Origin of the sequence: Paraburkholderia aspalathi, assembly GCF_900116445.1 — a bacterium.
Lineage (GTDB): Bacteria > Pseudomonadota > Gammaproteobacteria > Burkholderiales > Burkholderiaceae > Paraburkholderia > Paraburkholderia aspalathi.
Map to the genome: position 1 here is coordinate 295,648 of NZ_FPBH01000001.1, position 26,735 is coordinate 322,382.

Annotated in this window: 19 protein-coding genes and 1 tRNA gene; 9 read left to right on the forward strand and 11 right to left on the reverse strand. The window is 61.8% G+C overall.

Going from position 1 to position 26,735, the window contains the following annotated elements:
• Nucleotides 1-3: 3 nt before the first annotated feature.
• Both BM438_RS01290 and BM438_RS01295 read right to left on the reverse strand, forming a co-directional pair.
• Complete coding sequence (locus BM438_RS01290; protein WP_244179213.1) at nucleotides 4-9,891, reverse strand: non-ribosomal peptide synthetase/type I polyketide synthase; 9,888 nt, start codon at nucleotides 9,889-9,891, stop codon at nucleotides 4-6.
• A 539-nt stretch (nucleotides 9,892-10,430) separates the two neighbouring features.
• Nucleotides 10,431-11,141: a 4'-phosphopantetheinyl transferase family protein gene (locus tag BM438_RS01295; RefSeq protein WP_093632552.1), complete on the reverse strand. Its 711-nt coding sequence runs from the start codon at nucleotides 11,139-11,141 to the stop codon at nucleotides 10,431-10,433.
• A gap of 127 nt (nucleotides 11,142-11,268) precedes the next feature.
• On the opposite strand from BM438_RS01295, the gene BM438_RS01300 reads away from it, so the two are divergent.
• From BM438_RS01300 to BM438_RS46035, 3 genes are all read left to right on the forward strand, one after another.
• On the forward strand, nucleotides 11,269-11,601 hold the full coding sequence (locus BM438_RS01300) for a hypothetical protein (protein ID WP_143131628.1): 333 nt from the start codon (nucleotides 11,269-11,271) through the stop codon (nucleotides 11,599-11,601).
• Between the two features lie 200 nt (nucleotides 11,602-11,801).
• Entirely contained in the window at nucleotides 11,802-12,734 is a 933-nt protein-coding gene (locus BM438_RS01305) for a glycosyltransferase family 2 protein (protein ID WP_093632554.1), read from the forward strand.
• An 8-nt stretch (nucleotides 12,735-12,742) separates the two neighbouring features.
• The gene (locus BM438_RS46035; RefSeq protein ID WP_266211586.1) at nucleotides 12,743-12,850 is read left to right on the forward strand and encodes a group II intron maturase-specific domain-containing protein; all 108 of its coding nucleotides are present in this window, start codon (nucleotides 12,743-12,745) and stop codon (nucleotides 12,848-12,850) included.
• A 324-nt stretch (nucleotides 12,851-13,174) separates the two neighbouring features.
• On the opposite strand, the gene BM438_RS01315 is transcribed toward BM438_RS46035, so the two are convergent.
• Nucleotides 13,175-13,909, reverse strand: coding sequence for a Crp/Fnr family transcriptional regulator (locus BM438_RS01315; RefSeq protein ID WP_093632556.1), 735 nt, complete (start codon nucleotides 13,907-13,909; stop codon nucleotides 13,175-13,177).
• 742 nt (nucleotides 13,910-14,651) lie between these two features.
• Complete coding sequence (locus BM438_RS01320) at nucleotides 14,652-14,942, reverse strand: hypothetical protein (protein ID WP_143131629.1); 291 nt, start codon at nucleotides 14,940-14,942, stop codon at nucleotides 14,652-14,654.
• 133 nt (nucleotides 14,943-15,075) lie between these two features.
• Between BM438_RS01320 and BM438_RS01325 the strand changes: the two genes are divergently transcribed.
• The 5 genes from BM438_RS01325 to lepB all read left to right on the forward strand — a co-directional run bounded on the left by BM438_RS01325 (nucleotide 15,076) and on the right by lepB (nucleotide 20,508).
• A complete protein-coding gene (locus BM438_RS01325; protein WP_093632768.1) occupies nucleotides 15,076-15,609 on the forward strand; it encodes a GNAT family N-acetyltransferase in 534 nt (177 codons plus the stop codon).
• A gap of 304 nt (nucleotides 15,610-15,913) precedes the next feature.
• The gene (locus BM438_RS01330; RefSeq protein ID WP_093632558.1) at nucleotides 15,914-17,485 is read left to right on the forward strand and encodes a mannose-1-phosphate guanylyltransferase/mannose-6-phosphate isomerase; all 1,572 of its coding nucleotides are present in this window, start codon (nucleotides 15,914-15,916) and stop codon (nucleotides 17,483-17,485) included.
• Nucleotides 17,486-17,833: 348 nt separating this feature from the next.
• Nucleotides 17,834-18,550: a FadR/GntR family transcriptional regulator gene (locus BM438_RS01335; protein WP_093632559.1), complete on the forward strand. Its 717-nt coding sequence runs from the start codon at nucleotides 17,834-17,836 to the stop codon at nucleotides 18,548-18,550.
• A gap of 142 nt (nucleotides 18,551-18,692) precedes the next feature.
• A complete protein-coding gene (locus BM438_RS01340) occupies nucleotides 18,693-19,691 on the forward strand; it encodes a Gfo/Idh/MocA family protein (protein WP_093632560.1) in 999 nt (332 codons plus the stop codon).
• 118 nt (nucleotides 19,692-19,809) lie between these two features.
• Complete coding sequence (gene lepB / locus BM438_RS01345; protein WP_093632561.1) at nucleotides 19,810-20,508, forward strand: signal peptidase I; 699 nt, start codon at nucleotides 19,810-19,812, stop codon at nucleotides 20,506-20,508.
• 22 nt (nucleotides 20,509-20,530) lie between these two features.
• Here lepB and BM438_RS01350 read toward each other — a convergent pair whose 3' ends face one another.
• From BM438_RS01350 to BM438_RS01380, 7 genes are all read right to left on the reverse strand, one after another.
• Nucleotides 20,531-21,190: an amino acid ABC transporter permease gene (locus BM438_RS01350; RefSeq protein ID WP_054034600.1), complete on the reverse strand. Its 660-nt coding sequence runs from the start codon at nucleotides 21,188-21,190 to the stop codon at nucleotides 20,531-20,533.
• Between the two features lie 107 nt (nucleotides 21,191-21,297).
• The gene (locus BM438_RS01355; protein ID WP_093632562.1) at nucleotides 21,298-22,092 is read right to left on the reverse strand and encodes a cystine ABC transporter substrate-binding protein; all 795 of its coding nucleotides are present in this window, start codon (nucleotides 22,090-22,092) and stop codon (nucleotides 21,298-21,300) included.
• A gap of 115 nt (nucleotides 22,093-22,207) precedes the next feature.
• On the reverse strand, nucleotides 22,208-23,185 hold the full coding sequence (locus BM438_RS01360) for a quinone-dependent dihydroorotate dehydrogenase (RefSeq protein ID WP_234486872.1): 978 nt from the start codon (nucleotides 23,183-23,185) through the stop codon (nucleotides 22,208-22,210).
• A 160-nt stretch (nucleotides 23,186-23,345) separates the two neighbouring features.
• Entirely contained in the window at nucleotides 23,346-24,167 is an 822-nt protein-coding gene (locus BM438_RS01365) for an arginyltransferase (RefSeq protein WP_093632564.1), read from the reverse strand.
• Between the two features lie 119 nt (nucleotides 24,168-24,286).
• Nucleotides 24,287-25,024: a leucyl/phenylalanyl-tRNA--protein transferase gene (gene aat / locus BM438_RS01370; protein ID WP_054034598.1), complete on the reverse strand. Its 738-nt coding sequence runs from the start codon at nucleotides 25,022-25,024 to the stop codon at nucleotides 24,287-24,289.
• Between the two features lie 9 nt (nucleotides 25,025-25,033).
• Nucleotides 25,034-25,579, reverse strand: coding sequence for an NUDIX hydrolase (locus tag BM438_RS01375; RefSeq protein ID WP_093632565.1), 546 nt, complete (start codon nucleotides 25,577-25,579; stop codon nucleotides 25,034-25,036).
• Nucleotides 25,580-25,900: 321 nt separating this feature from the next.
• Nucleotides 25,901-25,977, reverse strand: a tRNA-Met gene (locus BM438_RS01380).
• Between the two features lie 260 nt (nucleotides 25,978-26,237).
• Here BM438_RS01380 and BM438_RS01385 point away from each other — a divergent pair.
• Nucleotides 26,238-26,735: a heme-degrading domain-containing protein gene (locus BM438_RS01385; RefSeq protein WP_093632769.1), complete on the forward strand. Its 498-nt coding sequence runs from the start codon at nucleotides 26,238-26,240 to the stop codon at nucleotides 26,733-26,735.

Genomic DNA, 26,735 nt, shown 5'->3' on the forward strand with positions numbered 1-26,735 from the left:
CGCTCAGGCTCCTTCGGCAATTCTGCGTTTGAAGTTGAGGATCGATGGCCGGGCTACGGCAGGAGCCTCCATCAGTTCGTTCTCCTGCGTGCCGTCAAGGCTCACCGCCAATTCGGCGATCGTAACGTTCTTCATGAGTTGACGGGCATCCACACCCAGTCCGCGCTCGTTCATTCGTGCAACGATGCGGAACAGCTGGAGGCTGTCTGCGCCGAGGCTGAAGAACTGCTGGTCGATGCCGATATGCTGCAAGCCGAGCACTTCCCCCCAGATCGCCGCGATGGTGGCCTGAGTCGGCGTCACGGTTGCTGCTTCGGCCGGCACGGCCGGTAGTTCGATCGGCGTGGCCACTGATCCGGCCGGCATGGACGCCTGCGGAACCACCGTGAGAGCGGCGTGCGGCTGACGGACAGGTGTGGCCACCATGTCCGGTGTCGGCACGGGCAGGGCTTTACGGTCGAGCTTGCCATTGCTGGTCTGCGGCAGCGCGTCGAGCGTCATCCACAGGGTCGGCACCATGTAGGCCGGCAATTGCCCGGCAACATGCGCCGCGATCGCTCCCTGGTCGGTCTTGTCAAAGGCAGTCTCGACGATATAGCCCACGAGGCGAGGACTGTCGTTGACGGTATGCAAGGCGACGGCTGCCGCAGCAACGCCGGGCGCCTTACGCAAGGCTGCCTCGATATCCTCGATCTCGATGCGGAAGCCGCGCAGTTTGATCTGCTGGTCGCGACGGCCGAGGTGTAGCAGCGAGCCATCGGCAAGCCGCTTGGCAAGATCGCCGGTGCGGTAGAGGCGGCGCGGCGCAGCACCCTCGATGGCAACTGGCCTGAAAGCGGCATCGGTGAGATCGGGACGGTTGAAATAGCCCTTTGCCAGGCCTTCGCCGCCAATCCACAGTTCGCCGCTGACACCTTCGGGCGCCAGATGCAGGTCGTCGGTCAGCACATGCAGGTCCGTATTGGCGATGGGGGCGCCGATGACCACGGGCCCGTTCGCAACAACACGCAAGGCAGAAGACCAGATCGTTGTTTCCGTCGGGCCGTAGAGGTTCCACACCTGAGCGCCGGTCGCCAGCAGATCGTCGGCGAGATCGCGCGGCAACGGCTCACCGCCGCAAAGGATCTTGAAGCCCTTCGGTGCCTTGAAGCCGGCCTCGAGCAGCATGCGCCACAGCGATGGCGTGGCCTGGAGAACGGTGGCGGCCTCGTCCTTCAGCCGGGTCACCAACTCGTAGCCGGTGCGCACCTCTGCATGGCCTGCGATGAAGGTCTGCCCACCGACGATGAGCGGCAGGAACAACTCGAGGCCGGAAATATCGAAGGAGAACGTGGTGACCGCGACGACGCGGTCTCTCGCCGTAAAGCCCGGCGCTTGTGCCATCGACAACAGGAAGTTGCTCAGCGCGCGATGGCCGATCTCCACACCCTTGGGCTGGCCCGTCGAGCCCGAAGTGAAGATTACGTAGGCCGAATCTGCATCAGACACGACGGGCAAAGTCACGGCCTCGTCGCCGCTGTCCTCATCGTCGTCGTACTCCTCAAGGAGAGCCTCCAGTTCCAGCACGCGATGTTCACCCGGTTCCAGCACCGTCCGGCTTCCCGCATCGCTGAGGATGGCGGCGATGTCAGCACCATCGAGGATCTGGCGCAGGCGCGCAGGGGGCATCGTCATGTCGAGGGGCACATACGCGCAACCGGCGCGCCACACGCCAATCATGGCAGCCACGGTCATCGCAGTGCGGTCCATCGCGATGGCGACGCGTCCGCGCGGCGCTATACCCGCTGCCACGAGCCTGCGGGCGATCTGGCTGGCGCGTGCATCGAGCTCGCGATAGGCGAGGCTCTCCGCCTCATCCGACACGGCCGTCGTATCGGGGGTTTGGCGGGCCTGCGCGGCGATCATCGCCGGAACCGTCTGCGAGAGATCGTAGTCACGCTGGGACGCATTCAGCTCGTCGCGAAGGTGGTGAATCTCGGTTTCGCTCAACAGAGGCAGTGCCGCAACCGGCGTTGTGGCATCGTGGGCGATCGCCGCGAGCAAGGTTTCGTAGTAGCCGAGCCAACGCCCGACCGTCGACTCGTTATAGACGTCGGTGTTGAAGTCGCAATCCAGACGAAGACCCTGGGGCGATTCGATCACGTTCAGGAACAGATCGAAGTTGCTGTAGGCCTTCGCGTTCGGCGTAAAGTGCGTGGCCACGCCGGCCATGTCGAGCAGTTCGTCGACCTTCTCCAGATTGAACTGCAGATCAGTCAGCGGCAGTCGATTGAAATCACGCTTGATACCGAGATCGCGAACCAGCGCGCCATAGGTGTAGTTCTGCCGGTCTCCAGCGTCGAAGACGTGATCACGCACTGCCTTCATGTGCGCGGCGAATGGCTTGTTGCAGTCGAACCTGACGCGCAATGGCAGGAAATTGACGCAGTGCCCGACCAGAAGTGCCTCGCCGGCTTGAGACTGGCCAGCCATCGGTGCGGCGACGACGACATCGTCATTGCCGGATAGACGGCCAAACAACACCTGGAAGGCGCCCAACAGGGTGGCAAACAGCGAGCAGCCCTGCTTCGACGAAGCGGCTTTTACCTGCTTGAGAAGATTGGCACCCAGCTGGCGTGTCGTCGAGGCGCCGCGGAAGCTCTTGAACTCCGGGCGCGGGCGGTCGCCGGGCAAGTCGAGCTGCGGCGCGGGGTCGCGATGGAGGTTCAGCCAGAAGTCGCGCGTCTCCTTGTCGACACCGGCCTCATCCTGCGCCTTGGCGAAAGCGAGAAAACTCTGCACCTCGTCGAGCTCGGGCTCCTTGCCCGAAATCCCGGCCGCGTAGAGGGCCCCCAGGTCGCGCAGGATGATGTTGATCGACCATCCGTCGCAAACGATGTGATGCGCGGTGAAGACGAAGGCCCACTTCTGGGCTTCCAGACGCACCAGCGCGGCGCTCACCAGCGGAGCACGAGTGAGATCGAAGACCTCACGCGCTTCCGCATCGATGAAGGTCTGAAGTTCTCCGGTCGCATCGGGGTGGCCGGAAAGGTCGATCTTTTCCAGCGGAACGGTCGTCGCAGCATCCGCGAACATCTTGTCGCCGACGCGTGAGAAGCGAGCGCGCAACGCATCGTGGCGGGCAATCGTCGCCGCGAAGGCGCGTTCGAAAGCGGCCTCGTTCAGGTGGCCCGTGAGCTCGAGGGTGAAGGACTCATTGAACGCGAGCGATGCTTCATTGCCCAGTTGAGCCGACATCCAGATTTCTTTCTGAGGCTCGGTGAGCGGAGACTCCACGAGTGGCTGATGTCCGGCCGGCGATGTCAAAGCGAGGGCGTCCTTCGTGCCGCCGAGAATACCTACGCTTTGGAGTGCGGAAATACTTTCGACGAAGGCATCGCCGATCTTGCGGATGTCGTCATCCGAATGGCTGGTCGTCAGGAAGCATGGGAAGCCTTCCATGATGTGGACGCCGAGGTAGCGCATATAGGCATAGAACAGACTGCCCAGGCGGTCTTCGCCTGCAAAACTGATATAGAACCAGCTCGAGAAGGATTCCGCCCGCGTGGCGATGCCGACTTTCTCCAGGTGGGCATTGATGCGTTGGACGAGGCCGTTCATACGGGCGCCAAGCGATTCCTGCAGCGCCGGGCCGGCCTCCTTGAGGTGCAGGAGGACGGCTTTCATCGCGGCCAACACTACGGGATGGCGCACGAAAGTGCCGGCGAAGAAGGTCGGCGGGACTTCGGGAACCGAGGCGTCGCCGAATTGCCACTGGCCGCCGTCGAGCGCATCCATGAACTGGGCGGTGCCGGCGAGCACGCCGACGGGCAGGCCGCCGCCGACCACCTTGCCGTAGGTCGCCATGTCGCCCTTGATACCCCAATAGCCTTGCATGCCGGCCGGATGGACGCGAAAGCCCGTCACGACCTCGTCGACGATAAGGGCGGATTCGTTGGCCGCGGTGACTTCGCGCAATTGCTGCACGAATTCCTTCGGTCGCAGATTCGGATGGCGCGACTGCACAGGCTCGATCAGGACAGCGGCGATATCGTCGATATTGGCTTTGATCCACTCGAGGCTTTCGGACCTGGCGTAGGGCAGCACGACCATGTTGCCCACGGAGCTCTGCGGGATGCCGGGCGCGAGCGGGAAAGCACGCGGGACGCCCGCCTCGCTGCCGGGCTTGACGAGGACTTCGTCGAACTGGCCGTGGTAGTCGCCGTCGAAGCAGACGACCTTCTCCTTGCCTGTCACGGTGCGCGCGAGACGCATCGCTGCCATCACGGCTTCCGAACCGGTATTGCAGAAGGTGACGCGCTCATGCCCGGTCATTTCGGCAAACATTTGGGCGACCTCGCCCGCAAGCGGGGACTGCGGCCCGATGGCAAAGCCTTCCGCCATCTGCGCGTTGACTGCCTCCACCACGAAATCCGGCGTATGGCCAAACGCGGTCTGACCGTAGCCGTTGACTACATCGATATATTCATTGCCGTCGACATCCCAGATCTTCGAGCCCTTGGAGCGCTGGGCGACGATGGGATAGACAAGCTCCTTCCATTCCTCGCGGAAGCCGCTGGCGGTACGCGGATCGGCAAGCACAGAACGGTAGGATTGCGTACGAGATTTGGAGGTGGCAGTCCTCGCCGAGTAGCGAGCCGACAGATCGGCGATGAACGCCGTCTGGGCATCGGTGATCTGCGCCGAGCTCGTAGCGCCGGGCTTGTACGCGTTAAAGCGCGTCGGCCGGTTCTCCTCGAACTTGATCTCGGGGCCGGTGGGCTGCGCGGAAGCCGCGGCCAGTGCGGCCGACGCGGTCGACGCGAGCGCGGCGCTCGGAGCGGGGGCCTGGATTGCCGCTGCAGGCTGCTGGACCGCCAGCGGCGCGCCTTGCAGCACCTCGAGCTGACGCGACATCAGGGACTGCATCGCAGCGAGCTGGTCGCGGAATACCGATTGGATGTCACCCGTGGCCGGGGCAGCGGCCATGATGGGAGCGGCCTGTCCCGCGACGGCGACCGGCGCAGCCGCGATGGGAGCGGCTGATGCGGCAACGGCAACTGGCGAAGCCTCGGCCGCGGCAGGCGCGATTTGCGGTTCCGGATCAGGCGGCAACGCGCCATCGAGGAACTGCGCCAGGGCGGGCAGCGTCGGGTAGTCGCTCATGATCTGCCGGAAGCTGATCGTGACGTCGTAGCGGCGGCGAAGCTGCCGGGAGACTTGTCCCATGAACAGAGAGTCGTAACCGAGATCCCAGAAGGTCACGTCCGGATTGGACGTATCCGGCGCTTCGCCGGACATCTCGGCGAGAAGTGACGCCAGTTCGGCAATGAGACGCGGTTTGCGGTCGATTCGGACGGCTTGGGTCATGGCGGTCTGGGCAATGTGGGTTATGGCGTCGGACGAGACTGGAGCGGCAATCGCCGCCGTGGCCGTCGTCGGGTGGCTTGAAGAGGCAGTTGCAGGTGCGTCAATCCAATGCCGTTCCGGTTCGAACGGATAGGTCGGTAGCGAAACACGGTGGGCGGCTTCGGCCTGGACGGTTTTCCAGTTCGGCGTAACACCGTTCAGCCACAACCGCCCGGTCGCTTCGGCCAGGACGGAAAGTTCCCGGTCGCGCATTGCGAAATCAGGCAGGGAGGCAATCGCGCCCACATATCGGTCCTTGGGCAATCCCTGCATGGCAAACGTCGACAGCGTCCGGCCAGGGCCGATTTCGAGGAGTAGGGGCTTGTCCTGCGCTGTCACCGTGGCCAGCGCGTCACTGAAGCGCACCACGTTGCGGCAATGACTGGCCCAGTAACGTCCGGGCACCGGCTGATCCATCGCCGCCCACTCGCCGGTCACGGTGGACACGTACGGGATCTTCGGCCTGGCGAAAGAAAGGGTGTCCGCAAGCCTGGCAAGATCTTCAACGACGCCGGACATCATGCGCGAGTGGAAGGCATGCGAGGTATGCAGACGTCGATGCTCGATATCGCTTGCCTTCAGCGTGGCCTCGAAAGCCTCGATGGCAGCGAAGGGGCCCGCCACTACGCTGAGCGACGGCGCATTGACTGCGGCGAGGTCGACATCGTCGGGCAGGATGGGCACGAGATCGGCCTCCGACAGACGCACGACCAGCATCGCGCCCGGTTCGGCCGACTGCATGAGCGCGCCACGCCGGGCGATCAGGTACAGCGCATCCTCGAAAGCGATCGCCTCGGCCACGCAGGCTGCGACCAGTTCGCCGACGCTGTGGCCGATCATCGCCGTCGGCTTGATGCCGCGTGAGATCCACAGTTGCGCCAGCGCATATTCGACCAGGAACAGGGCCGGCTGCGCGTAGATCGTCGAACGGATGGGGTGCGGCGTGTCGTCGCCTTCCGGGGCATCGCTGAACAGCAGGGTCCGGATATCGAGTCCGACATGCGGAGCCAGCGCTTCGGCGCCCTTATCGATCCACTGGCGATACACCGGCTCGGTGCGATAGAGCGCTTCGCCCATGCCCGGATACTGGGCGCCCTGGCCGGGAAACATAAAGACCACCGCGGGCGCGGCCTGAGGGGCCTGGGCTTCGATGGCCCCCTTTTGGAGCTTCGCCTGAGCCTGATCGAGACTCTCGGCGATGACCACGGCGCGGTGGGTGAAGGAGCGGCGGCCCGTTTGCAGCGTCGCGGCCACGTCGGCGAGCGAAAGACCGGAATGGGCTGCCAGATGGCTGGCGAGATAGGCCTTGGTGCGTTCGAGCGCTGCCGCGCTCCTCGCCGAGAGCGGCAATATCTGCAGTCCCTCTTGCGGCGCTTCTTGCGACTCACAGGCGGCGTTGGCGCGGCAGGGCGCTTCCTCCAACACCACATGGACGTTCGTACCGCCGACGCCGAAGGAACTCACGCCAGCGCGACGCGGTGCCGGGCCATCGGCCCAGGGACTCGCAGCCGCGTTGAAAAAGAAGGGGCTGTTAGCCGAGTCGATGGCCGGATTGGGCGAACGGAAATGCAGCAGCGGCGGCAAGACACGGTCGCGCAAGGCGAGCGCCGCCGCGATGAAACCCGTCACGCCGGCAGCCGCATCAAGGTGTCCGACATTGGCCTTCGCCGAGCCGAGGGCACAGAATTGACCGCCCTCGACGCCGCCCAGGCGGAATGCCTGCACCAGGCCTGCGAATTCAATGGGGTCTCCAAGCGGCGTCGCCGTACCATGGGCTTCGACATAGCCAATGGAGGCGGGATCGATGCCGGCCTCGGCGTGCGCGATGGCAATGGCGCGAGCCTGCGCATCGACGCTGGGAGCGGTGAAGCCGACCTTGTCGGAACCGTCGTTGTTGATGCCAACACCACGGATCACGGCATAGATCGGATCCTCGTCGGCGATGGCGTCCTCAAGACGTTTCAGCAAGACAACACCGGCGCCGCTACCGAACACCGTGCCGCTGGCCCCGGCATCAAACGGGCGGCAAACCCCATCGGGCGCACCCATTCCGCCTTCCTCATAGAAGTAGCCGCGCTTCTGCGGGAAGGTGACCGACACACCGCCGGCCAGCGCCATGTCACAGCGTCCCGATCGCAGGTTCTCTACGGCCAGGCCAATCGCGGTCATCGAGGTAGAGCATGCCGTCTGTACCGATATGGCCGGCCCCGTGAGGCCGAGCTTGTAGGCGGTGCGGGTAGCGACGAAATCACCGGCCCCCACCAGCTTTTGATACTCGCCGATCTGAAACTGGCTCGTGAACTCGTCGATGACGCCACGATCGGACAGGACATGCTTGAGGAAGTAGGTATTCATCGAGGTGCCGGCGAATACCCCGACGGCGCCGGCGATCGTCGCCGGATCATATCCGGCGTCTTCGAACGCCTCCCAGGCGATCTGGAGGAAAAGGCGCTGCTGCGGGTCGGTCAGTGCCGCTTCGCGCGCTAGCATCCCAAAAAAACCGGCATCAAAGCGGTCGACGTCAGAGAGTATCGGCTTCGCCTTGACATAACGTTCTTCGCGGCGAGCGTTCTCGTCGAAGCTGTCTTCCAGTTCCGTCACGTCGAAATGCGTAATGCAGTCGCGCCCCGCGAGGATGTTGGCCCAAAGCTCGGAGACATTGCGCGCACCTGGAAACCGTCCGGACATGCCGATGACTGCAACGGCCCCGCCTTGCGTGTCCCGGCGCAGCCGGATTGCCTCATCCTTCACCACCCCGAGCGTGGCACGCAGATGCGTGGCCAGCGCCTCGACATTAGGATGGCGAAACAGATCTACCAGCGCAACCTTGGCCGCCACGTCGCGCATGATGATGGCGTGCGCCTTCATCAGATCCAGCGAGCGCAGTCCAAGGTCAAAGAAATTCGAGCGGCGATCGACGGGGTTGCCGAGGAGCCCCTCGAACACAGCCGCCAGCTTTGCGGCGATGTTGTCGTCTATCGGCTCGGGTGCGGCCGGTGCCGCGGCAGGTGTATCGAGCCCCGCAAGCAGGGCTTTGCGGTCGACCTTGCCATTCGGTGTCAGAGGGAAGGCCGGTAGGATTCGCAACTCCGCCGGCATCATGTAGTCGGGCAAAGCAGCCTTGAGATAAGCGCGTATTCCGTCCAGCAAGACAGCGGCGGTCGTCACATCGGCCTTTACGAAGCCGGCGATGGACTTTCCCCTGCGGCTCTCGAACGCTACCGCGACCGCATCGGCTGCGCCGGGAGCCGCACGCAGGGCATGTTCGATTTCATCGAGTTCGATGCGTTTGCCGGCGATCTTGATTTGCCGATCGTTGCGACCCAGGAAATCAATGGCTCCGTCCGGGCGACGGCGGACCAGGTCACCGGTGCGGTAGAGCTTGGCGCCGGGGGTGAAGACGTCGTCGACGAACTTCTCCGCCGTCAGTTCGGGACGGTTGAGGTAGCCGAGCGCAACGCCTTCACCGCCCACGACGAGCTCACCCACTTCTCCCTCGCCGACTGGAACAAACTTGTCGTCCAGAATGTAGACGAGCGTGCCCGCGATGGCGTCGCCGATGGGAATGGCGTCGCCATTTGCCAGGGCCTCGCCGCCGCGCGGAATGCGGTAGCAGCAGGAAAAGGTCGTGTTCTCGGTCGGACCATAGCCGTTGACGATCTGCAGCCCGGGATGGGCCTCCATGACTTTGCGTACGTGGACGGGCGACAGCACATCCCCGCCAGTCAGCACCTCCTTGAGCGGAAGAAAGGCTTCCAGCCGATAGTCGGCGAGCGCGTTGAAGAGGCCGGCCGTGAACCAGGCGCTCGTCACGCCGAGTCGCGCAATCTCGGAGGCGACGGTGTCAAGCGAGGGTTGAACCTCGTTGATGATAGCGGCACAGCCACCGTTCAGTAGCGGCCCCCAGATCTCCAGCGTACTTGCATCGAACGCGAGCGGTGCGAGGTTGAGGAACCGCGTCTGCGACGACAGGTCAGCGAAGTTCTGGCCATGCACCAGGCGCAGAATCGCGCGGTGCGGCACGATCACGCCCTTGGGTTTGCCGGTCGAGCCGGAGGTGTACATGATGTAGGCAGGGTCGTTGCCACCGGAAGCCTGGAGCGCAGCGGGATCGGCAGCCTCCGACGATGCCACGAGATCCGCCAGATCGACCAACGCCCCATTCAGGTCGCCAACGCTGGCGAGAGCAGCCTCTTCTGCGACGATGAGCTTGGGCAAGCAATCGGCAACGATGAAATCGAGCTGCGCCCGGGGATAGGCCGGATCCAGCGGCACATAGACGGCTCCCAGACGCAGGATCGCCAGAATCAAAGCCAGCGTGTCCCGACTGCGCGGAACCATGATGGCGCAGCGGTCGCCTCGCTCCAGTCCCATACGGTACAGGACGGTAGCAAGACGGGCCGAACGTTCGCCGAGCGCGGCATAACTTTCTTCACCCGTCGCGTCGATCGCAGCAAGATGATTGCCAAACGCCGCACATCCGGCATCGAAGCGCTCTGCCACACCAGGTACATGATCCGGCCCGCTCGGCAAGTCGCCTAAATATCCATCTCTGTGTGACATTTGCCGATCTCCAATAATTTAGGTGAAGGCCTTGTACTGAGCTACGCCTGGCGTTAAGCGCGCAGCGAGCGTACTTAGCGGCGGCCAGTCACAGGAGGCGCAAGCAGCACGAGGCCATCCGTGCCAGATCCGCGTCTCAAAACGCGAAATTTGCTGTAAGTGGAAGTTAATCTTCCGCGGCTTGCCTATCCGTACGCCGTCGCACACACGGACGATGCAACAACACATCGCCCCGAAGAGTTCGCGCGCCCAGAGCGTGTCGGGCACTTTCGCTTAAACCTGGAATGTGGCGGGAAGACAGACCGCACGCGATATTCGCGTCACGTTTCGGAAGAAGAATGGAGCTAAGCCGCTCGATATGGCGCAAGTAGATGCGTCGTGGCGCGCTGTGGCGTATACGGCTCTAACTATGCGCGCCAGTGCAGGTTATTGAGGCGCCTTCGCAGGGCGGGCCGTTTCTCTGACGCAGATGCCGTCCGTCAATTCATTTCGACAATCGACCAGTCCGTGCGTCGGGCCGCTACCGCTCCTGCGCAAGTCGGACTGGATGACAGGGTGCAAATGCGCCAATGCGTCGCTTCCTCCGCCTCGCCGCCGACGAAGCGAGGCATCGTGTCGCCACGGATGGAAAGATCGAACTCGAAATGGGCCGGTGGCAGGATAAAGCCGGTGCCGAGAGCTTTCAAGCAGGCCTCTTTGCGCGCCCAGCTTTCAAAGAAGACATTTTGCCGTTCTGTATCGGGCAACGCGGTGAACTCCGCGCGCTCCCGGGTGGAGAATACGTCGAGCGGCATACTCTCCTCGATTGGGCGGAGTTGTTCTACGTCGATGCCGACCTCGAAACCGCTCGAGATTGCGAGAGCTGCTGCGTTCTCGCTGTGACTGAGGTTGAAGCAGATCCTCCACCCAGGAGGCTGGCTCGTGCAGAAAGGTTTGCCATCCGAACCATAAGCTAGGGCGACCTCCCGCGGTGATAGCCCGAGATAGCGGCTGAGGAGCCGCCTGAGTTCGCCGCGTCCTGCCACGAAGCGACGGCGATGCCGTTCGAAGCGGAATTTGTCGGCGCGCTCGCGCTCTTGCGCCGATAGCATTTCCCAGTACTGGTCAACATCACCACTGCAGACATCGAGATCCCACTGCCAGACATGCACTTCTTGCGCAGAGGGCGGTGTAAGGAGAGAAGAGGACATTGAGAGCCTGGATTCGACTGGCGCTGGGGCTTCCTGATTCTACAGGATCAACATCAGCGGGCGGCGTGCCCCCTGATGTTGATCAGTCTTCAACCGCGACCCGTCGATCGCAATTTACGCGGGATTGTTGGGCAACCCACGGAACGTTGCGGGGAGACCGTTTTACGATTCGTCACAGCGTATCGCGCCGCCAGTTGCCGCGATGGCGCTGCACGGCTTGCGTCGCTCGAACGAGCGCAAGTACGTTGCGACAACGAACTCGAATCATGGCTTGCCGGTCGCGCCGAATCTGCTGGCGCGCAACTTCATCGCGATAGACGGGCTACATCACCTACGTGGCGGCGACCGAACGCTGGCTTTCCCTAAGAGCACTTCATTCTTGACGTACCTGGTCGTCGCCATCGACCTGTTCAGCAGGCAGATGATGAGCTGGTCGATGCACTCGCACACGAGGGCTTAATCCGACATTGAACTATGTCAGCACCATGTTGTTCGAGAAGAACGGGGTCGAAACTCAGTATTGGAAAGCGATTTGACAGTATTTATTTTGTAATTCGTAAAATATTGGAATGGCAAGTGTAATTAATCTGCCTGCCAGGTGAAACCGGATATTTTTTATTTGTGTGAGGATTTTTTCGAAATTTAGATTCGAGGTGTGGGATGGGGCGTGATTGTGATGATGTCTATGGTGTTAGTGTGATAATTCCGCACTACAATAGCCCTGATTTGCTTTGGGTGGCTATAGAATCAATATCTAGCCAGACAGTTGTTCCGCGAGAAATTATTGTTATAGATGATGCATCGGGGTTGCAGTTCGAGTTGCCGAGTCATTGTGGAGATGAGATTTCATTGCGTTTGATTCGCGAGCCCGTGAATCGTGGGGCGGCGTGGTGTCGAAACAGAGGCATTGAGGAAGCTACCGGTGATCTGATTGCTTTTGTAGACGCGGATGACCGATGGCTTCCGAACAAGCTTGAACGATGCATCGCGGCGTTCGGCCCCAAGCCTCCTGAGAATGAAGCGAAGGTGTTGTTCAGTAACGTGATGCTAACCGACGGAAACCGGCGCACGGTGGGCAACCGGTCTCCATATCATGGTCAATCGATGCTTGATTTCATTTTATTGGAGGGAGGGTATATTCAAACTTCTTCTATCATGATGTGGCGTCATCAATATCCGTTAATTAGCTTCGATGCATCTTTGCGTCGTCATCAAGATTGGGATTTTGCCATTAACGCTGAAATGGCTGGCTGCGTATTCATATATTTGCACGATCCTCTGGTGGAGTATTCTTTGAGTGGGGGTGCGAATAGAATATCGGGAGCGACTAATTGTGAGCCAAGTCTGGCGTTTTTTGAAAAATATAATAAATTTATGTCAAATGGGCATGTTTCTTCATTGGTGTTTAATGTTCTGATTTACAAGAACCTGAGTATTGTCTTAAGGCTTAATATCGTCGGAAGAATAATATTGAGGGAGATAAGAATTCCGAGCAAGGGGTGGATGTTGTCGTTTGTGCGTTTGGTTATCGGAAGGGGTGGTGTGAATTTAATAAAACAGGTGAGGCGGAAAATTCAGATTCCGAGGTCGTGACCGCTGCCGTGAGGCGCGGCGACGCGATCGCAACGCTGAATCCGGTGCTACGGGGCTGGACCGCGTACTTCCGGCTAACGGAGGTCAAAGGGGTGTTGCAGGATTTGGACGGGTGAATACGACGCAAACTGCGCTGCCTGCGATGGCGGCAACGGACGCGCCCGGCTACCCGAAACAGGACGCTACAGGTTCGCGGGCTGGACTCGCTGCGGTCGTGGAAATCGGCCAACAATGGCCGAGATCCCTGGTGGAACGCTAGCGCGAACCCTATGAACGCGGCCAGTAGGCAGTCACACGTTCATTCCTGCAACGGGTACTCGCCTGATGGCTGCGTCCGGGGACAGGGGCGTCCCCCTGCGAAGCAAGGATATTGAAGTCAATATTCGACAGGCATGATGTCGGCTTCGCTGCGGCGCCTGACGAAAGACGAACTTTACCGCCTAGCTCGCCGTCTCGGCTTGTTGCAGGCGCGGCAGCAGCCGGTCGAACTCGCGCTTCACGAGCCCATAACATTCGCATGCGCGCGATTCCAGCGCCTTGCGGTCGAGCACTTTGATATGGCCGCGGCTGTGATGAATCAGGCCTTCGTCATGCAGCTTGCCCGCTGCTTCGGTGATGCCCTCACGGCGTACGCCAAGCATATCCGCGATCAATTGCTGCGTGACGGTCAACTCGTTTGAGGCGACGCGATCGATCTCGATCAGCAGCCAGCGGCACAACTGCTTGTTCAGCGAATGATGGCGATTGCACGCGGCTGTCTGTGCCACCTGGGTCAACAGCGCATGCATGTAGAGCATCATCAGACGGCGCACCAGGTCGGAGCGTGTGAAATGCAGGCGGAGCGCTTGCGCTGTCATACGGTAAGCGAAACCGGCACTTTGCACCTGCACGCGGTTAGGCATGGTTTCGCCACCCGTCAATACCGGAACGCCTGTCATACCTTCTCGTCCAACCGCAGCAATTTCGACCGAGCTACCGTCTTCCATTGTCGACAACATCGAGATGATCGCGGTGGTCGGAAAATAGACGTGATGGATACGTTGCCCGGAGTCGCACAGGAGTTGCTCAGTGCGCAGATGAACGAGTTCGAGATGAGGGGCCATTGCTTGCCACTCGTAGGAGGGCAGTGCGCCAAGCAAATGATTGCCGTGCAGATCGGATTGAAGTGTGAGCATGATTGGTCCTCGCGCGGAGCCGCGTGAGGCAGCCCCCTGATTTTCTACCCGTCGCTGCGTCCGTGTCGTGCTGCCGCCTGGCGAGCGGCTATGGATACGCAGTGCGGGCCCCGTATGGCCTTTGTGCGCCGACGTTGTTTTGGGTTGTGTACGCTGGCGCTCGTGTTGCGCTTCTCATTTAGCGAGGATTGTGCCAGTGAGGTCGGAATCGAGCACTGGTGCGGCGCAGCGAAGCAAACAATGACGTGTCGCGCTGCAAAATATGCGTTTTTGTTTCAGTTCTGCACCAGGCCCCCGCCTGCCCGGTTCCTCGCCGGAGGTATTTTCCTGGCCCAAGTCATTGATCGGATTGGGATAGCACGTGTCAGACAGGTGGCGGCGCGGCGCGAATCAACGCCTGGACGCTAGCTGGACGGGCATCAAGCCCGGTCGTCCAGGATGGTTCAGAAATGATTCAGATGTGTTCCACGGGTTGAGTGGGCTGACGCACGGAAGCGATTTTTGGCGAGCTATTCGATGTCGACGCAACCTTTTCGGGGTGGCCGGAAAGAAACGTATAGAGCGAGGTTTTATGCGCGTTCCGGGCCAGTTGGGCGGTCCAGCGGATAGCGTCAGCGGTGGAAAAACGGTGCGTCAGTATTGATTCCGCCCACCTCGCGTTCGGGTGCGGCTTCTGTATCGTCCGCTTTAAACGGCGCCCGTGGGATCGTTCCCGGACACATAACGCGCGTTGCTTCGGCGATTAGTTGCCAGCCGCCAGCCGCCAGCCGCCAGCGGTCACTCCGAGCGTCGCCGTGAGGCGGGTGTGGTGGCGTTCAATAGGGCCTTGATTCTGCAGACGGAACGCTTGCGACCAGGTCCGTGCGTTGGCTGGATCGCGAAGTGTCGCAATTGTGACGCCATGCGTGCGCGGGCCGAAGCAGCATGCGTAGGTCAAGTAGAAGAACTGTCTGAGACAGTCGGTGGCGCTGATGCACTGTTTACTGCGCGGCGTGAGGCCGATCGTGCGGGTTGCCGATGCAACCTTGATCAACTCTGTTGCTCTGGCATACGAGCTCACGTTGCGCTCGCGACGGTGCGCTTGCGCACCGAGTTTGACAGGTTGGCCGGCGTACCTTGCGTGCATGGCAACGGCCAGCTTCTGTCGAATCGCTGGGGAAATCGTGATCAACTGGAAAACGCTCGAATTCGAACAGTGCACGGTACGTGAGTTGTATCTGATCATGCGTGCACGTAGCGCGGTATTCGTTATCGAACAGTCACATTTGTGTCTCGATGCCGATGGGCGCGACGAATACGCACTCCATATTTTTGCGGCCGAAGATATATCTCGCCCGATGCCCATCATTGCATACGCACGGGTCCGGCCTGGCGATACAGAGTACCCGCAGGTGGTGCTTGATAAGGTGCTGACAAGTCCGGCGAGGCGCGGCGACGGCACGGCTGAGGTGTTGATCGAGCGAGTTCTACGGGCGACGGCGGAGCGCTGGCCGGGAACCGTTGTACGAGTGAATGCACCAGTCAGCCTGTGTGCCTTCTACGAACAGTTCGGCTTTCGCAAGGTAGAAGGGCCGTTCCTCGACTACGGAGTGCTATCCGTCGGTTTGACATGCAGGGCGCGTAGCGATCGTGCGCCGCTGGCCTGCGGGCGGCGCCAGCGTGGCATATTGCCGGACGTTTGTACGTTCGAGAAACTGTAACTTCGCTGGGTTGGCTCGCATCCGGCGTGCCGTCTGGATACCACCCGTTCACGGCCTGTTCAGTCAGTTAGGAATATTGATTAATTTCAATGTCTGAGCGTAATCCATGGATGAGTGAAAATTGCGTCAAAAATCCTTCAGGGCGTTCCCGTCGATGAACGCTTAGCACGCCAGCGTGGCAGTGTTGGGGTGCGAACAGATATAGGCCGCTGATGCATGCTCCAATCAACATGTAATGCTTGCTGTGCCGGGTTCAATCCTCGTTGCGAGGGGCCCGGAGTCTTCTGCATTGGGAGAGATTTGAATGAACGATTTTGCATTGCCGGTCACGCAGCAGGCGCTGGCACACGAGGCGCTGGCGTACTGCACCGTCCAGCCGGTGATTCTCGCGGGTGGCTCGGGCACGCGGCTATGGCCGCTGTCGCGCGAGCAAAGCCCCAAACAACTGATCAGCCTGTTCGGTGACGAGTCGCTGCTCGAATCGACAGTGCATCGGCTAGACCGTCTGTTTGCGCGGGAGCCCAACACGCACGCTGCACCGCGTTTCGAGCGGGCGGCGCCCATTGTCGTGTGCGGCGCCGAACTGCGCCTCGCGACCGTCGAACGGCTCGAGCGGTGCGACGGTGGGCCTCGCCTCCTGCTTGAACCTTCGCCGCGTAATACCGCGCCCGCGCTGACGCTCGCCGCGCTCGCCGCGCAAGCCGATATGCCGGACGGCCCGGACCCCGTGCTCATCGTGATGCCGGCCGACCACATGATTGCTGATAACGCCGCGTTCGTCGCTGCTCTCGCGCAGGCTGTGTTTCATGCCGCGCAGGGCGCGATTGTGACACTCGGCGTGCCGCCCGAGCGGCCGGAAACGGGCTACGGCTACATCCGCACCGGCGTGCCGGTCGGGCGGCAGGGGGCGCGTGCGATCGATGGCTTCGTCGAGAAACCGGATCGAGAACTGGCCGAGCGATATGTCGCCAGCGGCGAGTACTGGTGGAACAGCGGCATTTTCATTGTGCGTGCTTCGGTGTGGCTAGCTGCGATCGCGCGTTGCTGTCCCTTGATCGCCTCGACATGTGCGGAGTCGTTTGCGCGGGCGTCGCTTGACGGCGCCGGCGCACTTCATCTTGATCGCGCTGCTTTCGATGCATGTCCCTCCGATTCGATCGATTACGCAGTGATGGAGCATCTTGGTTCTGACATGCGGCTGACCGGTGTAGTCGTGCCCCTGGTCGCCGGCTGGTCCGATGTCGGTGCATGGGATGCGGTCTGGCAGTTGTCCGAGAAGGACTCCGATGGCAACGTCGGCCGCGGCCGGGTGGTGTTCGAAGGCTCGACCGACAGCTTCGCGCATTCGGACGGCCGACTGGTCGCATGCGTTGGCGTGACAGGCGTCGTGGTGGTTGAAACGGCCGATGCGGTGCTGGTCGCCGCGAAGGAACGCGTGCAGGAGGTGCGCGCAATTGTCGGCCGTCTGAAAGCGGAGCATGGTGCGGAAGTCCATGAGCACCGCAAGGTCCAGCGGCCCTGGGGCTTTTATGATTCGATCGACCGCGGCGAACGCTTTCAGGTGAAGCGCATTGTGGTGCAACCGGGTGGCCGGCTCTCATTGCAGATGCACTTTCATCGCGCCGAGCACTGGGTGGTGGTGCGCGGCACGGCGCGTGTCACGCGCGGCGAGGAATCCTTTCTGCTGTCGGAGAATCAATCGACCTATATTCCGCTCGGCGTCACGCACCGGCTCGAGAATCCGGGCAAGACGCCGCTGGAAATCATCGAGGTGCAATCAGGCGGCTATCTCGGCGAGGACGACATCGTGCGTTTCGATGATCAGTATGGCCGCGGCCAGGAGACCGGCAAAGCAGGCCCGGGCATTTCCAGCTAGTAACCCACAGAAGTCGGCTGGCGCGCCGGTTGGCCGCCGGCCCATTCCCCACCTCGTGTTGCGGATCAGACAAATCGATTCACTACGTGCGTCTTCGCACTATGCAAATTTTGCAACGCAGGCACGCTTGATACGCAAGCTTTTGGCCCGTCAAAACATGCGGCGTTACATGAACGAAACAATTCTTCAGAGGGATAACCCTCTCAGGACGTTTCCCAACTGGCGCAACCGTTTCGAAGCTAGCAACGTATCGTAAAAGAACAATTACACCTACATAAAACGACACATGAGGGCTGCTTGATCAACAGGCTACGCGGGGGCAAACACCGCTTCGGGGAGAGTATCAAAATGGAACAGGCAAACAAGGATCGATCGCTGGTCAGCAAGGTCATGGATGGACTCGTGACCGGCATCGTGGAAGAGAAGTATGGCGCCATCCTGCCACCGCAGGATGTGCTGTCCAAGGAGTTCGACGTCAGCCGCACCGTCATGCGCGAGGCGCTGTCGATGCTGCTCGCGCGCGACATGCTGGACGTGCGGCCTAAGATCGGCACGCGCATCCGGCCGATGAGCGATTGGCGAATGATCGACGAGGACGTCGTGAACTGGCGTTTTCGCGCGAAGCCCGATCCGCTGTTTCTGCGCGACGTGATCGAGTTCCGCATCCTGATCGAACCGCGCGCCTCGGCGCAGGCGGCCGCGCGGGGTAGTGCGGCCGACATCGCGGCGATTCGCGAGGCCTTCGACGCGTTCCGCGCGATCCGGCCGGGCGAATCCGGCTATCAGGCCGCCGACGAGCTGTTCCATGCGCGCATCGTGGTGGCGAGCGGCAATCAGTTCTTCAAGCAGATGGCGGCCATCATTCGCGGCGCGCTGTCGACCGTCAACCCGATCGTCAATCAGAAGGACGGGATGTGGGAGAAGGCCGTGAGCACGCATCAGCGCGTGGTCGAAGCGATCGAACGGCGCGATCCGAAGGAAGCCGAAATCGCCTCGCTGGCGATGATCGACTACACTGCGGAAGAAATCGGCAGCAGCTTTACGTCGGAACCCCCGGTGCGCTGAGCACGGCCGCTACGGCGGCGACGGAGGTGCTTTCCTGCGAGGGGACCTTGCATAACGAACGGCGCGACAGCATGCCCGCGCATGCGCGCGTGGCTTGCGTCACAATAGCGCCTGTTCTGAACTGCACGGACTCGAAGGAACGATGACAATTGCAACGCAGGAAACCCCCGCGGGTGGCACGATTCGTTGGGGGATCGTCGGGACGGGCCGCATTGCCCGTCGCTTTGCTCAAGGGCTCACTCATGTGCCGCAGGCGTCGCTGAGCGCGCTGTGGTCACGCCGCGCCGAACCGGCCATGGCCTTCGCCGCGGAATTCGGCGGCGACGTGTGCGCGAGTTTCGACGCGCTGCTCGCGAGCGGTATCGACGCGCTTTATATCGCCACCGTCCAGGACAGTCACGCCGATTACGCGATCGCCGCGCTTAAAGCCGGTCTGCACGTACTGTGCGAAAAACCCGCCACCATCAACAAGCCGCAACTCGAGCGTGTGCTCGAGGTCGCGCGCGCCGAGCAACGGCTTTTCATGGAAGCCATGAAGCCGCCGTTTTATCCGCTCTACAGAAAGTTGCGCGCGCATCTGGATGCCGAACCGATCGGCGAGGTGGGTCTCGTGCGCGCCGGCTGTTCGGTGCCGGGCGTGCCGGACGATCATCCGTCGCTGTCGTTCGAGCATGCGGGCGGTGCGCTGCTCGATATCGGCGTCTACGAGATGTTTCTCGCGGTCGACTGGCTCGGTGCCCCGCGTGAGGTGCAGACGCTCGGGCGGCTCGGCTCGACCGGCGTCGATATGTTCGCGAGCCTGAACAGCCAGCATGAACGCGGTATCTCCCAGTTGTTCTGCGGACTCGATCTGCACGGCAAGGGCGACGCGTTGCTGATGGCCACGAGCGGCCATGTCACGATTCATGAACCCTGGTGGAATCCGTCGCGTGCGACGATCCGCTACGGCGACGGTCGTGTGGTCGAGCTCGACGAGCCGTTCGAAGGCGGCGGTCTGAACTACGAGACCGCGCATTTCTGCGAACTGATTCGGGCGGGGCAGATTGAGAGCCCGCTGATGCCGCACAGCAAGTCGCTGCAGATGATCGAAATGGCCGATGCGGCGCGCGCCGCGTTGGGGCTCAAGTTCGCCGGGGAGTGAGAGTCCGTCGCTGCGTTGCGTTCCGCGGCGGTGGTACGATTTGCGCGGGCACGTGGACTCGACAAAAAAGGGCCGCGTACCCTCAGCTTTCGATCACCTTCCACTGGAGCCGCCTGCGATGCGCATGCTTGGAAAACTGTGGCGCGACAACAAGAGCCTCGTCGCCTTTCTGTTCCTGATGGTGCTGTTCCGCAGCGCCGTGGCCGACTGGAACGTCGTGCCGAGCGGCTCGATGTTGCCGACGATTCGCGAAGGCGACCGGATTTTCGTCGACAAGATGGCCTACGATCTGCGCGTGCCGCTCACCCACATCACGATCGCGCATCTGCACGATCCGCAGCGCGGCGACATCGTCACGATCGATTCTTCGGCTGCGCATGAGTTGATCGTCAAGCGTCTGATCGGCTTGCCCGGCGACAGCGTCGCGATGCGCGACAACGTGTTGTACGTGAACGGTGTGCGGGCTGATTATCAGCCGCTCAAACTCAAGCCGCTGCCGGGCGATGGGACATCTCCCGGCGACTATCTGACTGAACGCTTCGACGGCGTGACGCACACGGTGCGGCTCGCGCCTGACGCGCCGAGTCCGCGCAATTCGTTCGGCCCGGTGGTCGTGCCGCAAGGCGAGTATCTGATGCTCGGCGACAATCGCGACAACAGTGCCGACTCGCGTTACTTCGGCTTCTTTCCGCGCAAGGAACTGATGGGCCGCACGCGTCATGTCGCGTATTCGCTCGACCCGGACCACTTCTACAAACCGCGCCTGGAGCGCTTTGGCGCGCCGCTGGATGCGGCGTCGCTAGCCGCGAGCCGATAGGCCGCGCGGCGGCATCGTACGTTCAGTGACGTGACGGCAGCGCCAGGCGTTTTTCGTACCAGTGCTGCACCCATTCGAGCACCTGGCACAGCACCCAGTAGACCGCGGCTGCCGCGAGGTACAGCGGCAGCGGCTGATAGGTCGATGCGATGATTTCCTGCGCGCTGCGCAGCAACTCGGTCACAGTAATCACCGACACCAGCGACGTATCCTTGATCAGGCTGATCAAGCTGTTCGACAGACTCGGCACGGCGATGCGCAGGGCCTGCGGCGCGATCACGTAGCGCAGCGTCTGGCGTCGCGAGAGCCCGAGGCTATAGGCGGCCAGCCACTGGCCGTTGGGAATGCCTAGAATCGCGCCGCGCATACTCTCCGACAGATACGCCGCCACGTTCGCCGACAATGCGATCACACCCGCGGGCGTGGGGTCGAGCGAAATACCGAGACTCGGCAAGCCGTAATAGATCACGAAGATCTGCACCAGCAGCGGCGTGCCGCGGAACACGCTCACATAGACGCGCGCGATCCAGTTCAGCGCGCGGTTGTGGCTGACGCCCATCACCGCGAGCACGGCGCCGGCAATCAGGCCGAAGATCATCGACAGAACCGCGAACTTGACCGTCAGGACGGCGCCCTGTGCGAGCACAGGAAGCGATTGGACGAGCAGGGAAGTGGTGGACATGAGCGGTGGGTAAGGTTGGCGCGCAGAGTGCGCATGGGCGCACATGATAGACAAAAGCGAAGGGCGGCATCGTCGACGATGCCGCCCTTCGTTTCATCCAGCGTGCGTTACTTGATCGGCTTGCTGACGTCGATGCCGAACCATTTGTCCGAAATCTTCGAGAACGTGCCGTCGGCTTCGAGCTGGGTCATCGCGTCGTCGATCGCCTTGGCGAACTTCGGATTGCCCTTCCTGAACGGAATGCCCGACGGGTTGCCCGCGCCGACCGTTGCGCCCGTGCGCAGCGGCAGTTGCGAGTTCTTCATCAGATACGCGAGCATCAGGCGGTCGTTCAGCGCCGCATCCAGACGGCCGGAGGCCAGATCGCGCAGGTATTCGGGTGCGCCCGGATACGTCTTCACGTCGATGCCCGGCACCGACTTCGCCATGTCCATGTAGTTCGTGCCCAGACCGACGCCGAGCTTCTTGCCCTTCAGATCGTCGAGCGATTTGAACTGGCGCGTGTCGTCTTTACGCTGGATCAGTTGTGCGGCCGAATACGTGTACGCCGGTGAGAAGTCGAGTGCCTGCTTGCGTGCGTCCGTAATGCCGACCTGGTTGACGATCACGTCGAACTTGTTTGCCTGCAGACCGGCGATGATGCCGCTCCACTCGGTCGTGACGAATTCCGGCTTCACGCCAAGCTTGGCGGCAACGGCCTTGGCGATGTCGACGTCATAGCCGACCAGTTCGCCCGACGGCGCTTTCGAATTGAACGGCGGGAAGGTGCCTTCCAGGCCGATGCGCAGCGTGCCGCGCTGTTTAACCTGGTCAAGCAGGTCGTCCGCATGCGCGGTGACCGCAGTAAACGACGCGCCGATCAGGCCGGCGACGAGCATCTTTTTCAGCAAGCCAAATTTCATCGAGTTCCTTTTTGTTCGTCCGGCGTTTTAACAGACGAAAGCATAACAAAGCAGACTATCGAAACCTAAATACCGTTTGTTTATGTCTATATTACGGAGGCGGGCCGGGGGCGGCTTAGCGCAGCGCCTGCGCGCATTCGGCCACCAGCGCGGGTCCGCGATAGATGAAGCCGGTATAGAGCTGCACCAGCGAAGCGCCCGCCGCGAGCTTGGCGCGCGCATCTTCGCCCGAGAAAATCCCGCCCACGCCGATGATCGGCACCGTTTCGCCGACTTCGGCGCGCAGCTTGCGGATCACTTCGTTCGACGCGTCGAACACGGGCTTGCCCGACAGGCCGCCGGCTTCGTCGCCGTATTGCATGCCGGTGACGGCGGTGCGCGACAACGTGGTGTTGGTGGCGATCACGCCCTCGAACTTGTGGCGCAACAGCGTATCGGCGATCGATTTGATCTGTTCGTCGTCGAGGTCCGGCGCGATCTTCAGGGCGAGCGGCACCAACTTGCCGTGCATGTCGGCGAGACGCTGCTGCTTGTCCTTGAGCGCGGCGAGCAGCGCGTCGAGTTCGCCCGCGCCTTGCAGCTGGCGCAGATTCTTCGTATTCGGCGACGAGATGTTGACCGTCACGTAGCTCGCGAACGGGTACACGCGTTCGAGGCAGTACAGATAGTCTTCGGCGGCGCGCTCGATCGGCGTGTCGGCGTTCTTGCCGATGTTCAGCCCGAGAATGCCGCGATAGCGCGCGGCCTGCACGTTCTTGACGAACTGGTCGACACCCGCGTTGTTGAAGCCCATCCGGTTGATCACGGCATTCGCTTCGGGCAGGCGGAACATGCGTGGGCGCGGATTACCCGGCTGGGCGCGCGGCGTGACCGTGCCCACTTCGATGAAGCCGAAGCCGAGCGCCGCCAGACCGTCGATGCACGCGCCGTCCTTGTCGAGACCCGCGGCAAGCCCGACCGGGTTCTTGAACGTCAGCCCCATTACGGTGCGTGGCGAATCCGGCACGCGTGGCGCGAGCGCGCTTGCGAGGCCGGTGCGGCCCGCGGCGCCGAGCGCACGCAAAGTCAGGTGGTGAGCGTCTTCCGCGTCCATGCGAAAGAGTTGGGCGCGTACGAGCGGGTAGAGGGAACTGAACACGGGACGAAGCCGGGCGGCCGGAAAATGGGAACCCGCCATTTTACCGGCTTTAGGGCGTTAATGAGACTAACTGGCAGGGACCGTTGCGGCCAGGTATGGCCACGCTAAGGTCAAATTAAGGCCGCAGCGGCCCGCGCCTGCCCTGAATCGCCAGATCGACTGGCGGCAGATCGATGCTGGTTGGATCAAGCACCTTCCAGACACCATCGATCAAACCTTCGAGCGGCCGGAAATTCGCCTTGTAGGCCATCTTCGGACTCTCGCGAATCCAGTAGCCGAGGTAGACGTAGGGCAGCTTGAGGCTCCGCGCCTGCTCGATCTGCCAATAGATGTTGTAGGTGCCGAAGCTGGTGTGCGGCAGACCCGGCTCGAAGAACGTGTACACCGACGAGAGCCCGTCGCCGAGGATGTCGATCATGCTGATCATGCGCAGAATGCCCGGCGCCGACGGATGGTCCGGCAGCGGCTCGCGGAATTCCACTAGCCTCGAGTTGATCCGGCTCTGCAGCAGGAACTGTTCGTACTGGTCGCGGCTGTCGCGGTCCATGCCGCCGCCGGCATGCCGTGCCGACTGATAGCGCATATAGAGCGCGTAGTGTTCTTCGTCGTAGTGCAGCGGGGCGACCGTTGCGATCAGTTCGCCGTGCTTCTTCCAGACCCGGCGTTGCGTGCGGTTCGCCTCGAAATGATCGACTGGCACGCGCACCGGCACGCAGGCACGGCAGCCATCGCAATACGGGCGGTAAGTGAACACGCCCGAACGACGGAAGCCGGCTTTGACGAGGTCGGTATAGACGTCGGAGTTGATCAGGTGACTGGGTGTGGCGACTTGCGAACGCGCGATGCGTCCATCCAGATAACTGCAGGGATAGGGCGCCGTTGCATAAAATTGCAGCGCTGAAAGGGGAGAAAGAGGCAGCTCGTTGGGATGAGTCACGTTGGCAGCTCTCGTCGAAGCGTCTCTGGTATTGCAAACCCGGCGCCTTGCGGTTTGAAACCCGCGGCTCGTGACCCGCGGCTCGGTAGGCGACGGATCCGGATTCGGCCTGATTCTTCCTACGCCGCCGGCGCGACGACATCGCGCAAGACGGTCTTGTCGAAACGCCAGGGAATCGGCGGTGCGTCGACAGACGCGCGAACATGCGCGATGAACGCTTTGCGCGCTATCTCGCGACCGCCCAGCGACGCCAGATGCGACGTGTTCTGCTGGCAGTCTATCATTTCTATTTCGTGACAGCGCAAGTGTCCGACAAGCGCGGCCAGCGCCATTTTCGACGCATCGGTAACCTCGGCGAACATCGATTCGCCGAAGAACATCCGGCCGAACGACACCCCGTATAAACCGCCTACGCGCTTGCCTTCGAACCAGGTCTCGATGCTGTGCGCATCGCCTACCCGGTGCAGAGACGAATACGCTTCGACCACGTCCGCGGTGATCCACGTGCCGCGCTGGCCGCGCCGCGGCGCCTGCGCACAGGCGCGCATCACGGCGGCAAAATCATGGTCGACACGGATTTCCCACGCGTCCTCGCGCAGCACGCGCTTGAGCGTTTTACGCAGCGACGGCGAGAGTTTGAACTCGGCAGGGCGCAGGATCATGCGCGGATCGGGACTCCACCACAAGACCGGCTGACCGTCCGAATACCATGGGAAGATGCCGCGCCGATAGGCGTCGATCAGCCGCGACGGCAGCAGGTCGCCACTGGCGGCGAGCAGGCCGGGTGCGCCGCTTGCCGCGCCGAGCGCGCGCTCGACGGAGGGAAACGGATCGTCAGGTCCGAGCCAGGGAACCATGCGCGCCGCTCAACCTTCGCGCAGCGAGCGGAAGATGTCGCCCGTGTGCAGGCCGTAACTACCGGCCGCACGGTCGGCGAAAAAGAAGCGCAAGGTCTGGCCGACGGTGGGGAAGGCGATCTCGTCCCACGGAATCTCGTGTTCCTCGAAGAGTTTCACTTCGAGGCTTTCCTCGCCGGCTTCGATGTCGAGGTCGAGCAGGCGCGCCATATAGAACAGATGCACCTGATGCACGTGCGGCACGTTCAGCAGCGAGAACAGGCTCTGCACCTCGACGCGCGCGCCGGCTTCTTCCAGCGTTTCGCGCGAAGCCGCTTCGGCGGTGGTCTCACCCATTTCCATGAAGCCTGCCGGCAGCGTCCAGTAGCCGTAGCGCGGTTCGATCGCGCGACGGCACAGCAGCACTTTGTCGTCCCAGACCGGGACGGTGCCGACCACGTTGCGCGGATTCTGATAATGCACCGTGCCGCAACTTCCACACACGAAGCGCTCGCGGTTGTCACCCGGCGGAATGCTCAGGCTGACGCCGTGGCCGCAGACAGAACAGAATTTCATAGGAAGGGGACGAGAAAGGGTGATGGGAGTTTATCACTGGGGCGAGCTTTGTCAGCAGCGGGCCATGGCGGTGTGGGCCAGTCGGTGCGGAGTGGAGAGATTTCGCTGATCAGGCGCGAGTAGACGCGACGGTATTGCGAATACCGCAGAGGAAAAATGCGGATATGTTTGGAGTCCGGATCAACGAGTGCAAAGCACGAGCGGGCGTGTGAGCGCGCGCAATCTCGAAGCGGAAAGCAGGAGGCAGAAAACAAAAAAGGCCTGCCGGTTGGGCAAGCCTTTGAAGTTTTTTCGACGTCTTCGAACCAATTTAGTGCTACTTGGTTGCGGGGGTAGGATTTGAACCTACGACCTTCGGGTTATGAGCCCGACGAGCTGCCAGACTGCTCCACCCCGCGTCCGTCGAAGAAAAGATTATAGAACAAAGCGGAGACCAACGCAATAGCTAGTTAAGGAGCGACTTCAATACGCATCGCTGGGGTGTGGACCTTAAAGCGGAACGCCGAAGCGCAGCAGCCTCCAAAGTCGCGGCATGAATTGCCGGCGTCGTGTGCCGGAAGGCCCGCGTAGCACGCTGCGCTAGAATCCAGGTTCTCTTCGCGCGCCGGGATGCATGTGCAACGGCCTGCGCTTCACTTCTTACCTTGTTCAGAACTCCATGGATATCGCTCACGATCTACAGGTGATTGCCGCTCAGGAACAAGCGCTGGTGTTCCCGCAATTCGATACCGACCGCGCATGGCAGATCGGCGCCTATCTGCACGAAGTCGCGAAAGCACGCGGCATTGCAGCGGCTATCGACCTGCGCACATTCGGTCAACCGCTGTTCTTCAGCTTGCTCGAGGGCGCGACGCCGGACAACGTCGACTGGGCGCGTCGCAAGGGCAACACGGTTGCGCATTTCCGCCGCAGCTCGTACGCGATCGGTTTGAAGATGCAACAGGCGGGCAGCACGCTCGCCGACAAGCACGGCTTGCCGGTCACGGAATATGCGTCCCATGGCGGCGCGTTTCCATTGACGGTGGCGGGCGCCGGTGTGATCGGCTCGATCACGGTGTCCGGGTTGCCGCAACGCGCAGATCATGAGCTGGTGGTGGAAGCGCTGTGCGCGCACCTCGGCCACGACTACAGCAAGCTCGCGCTTGCAAAGGCCTGA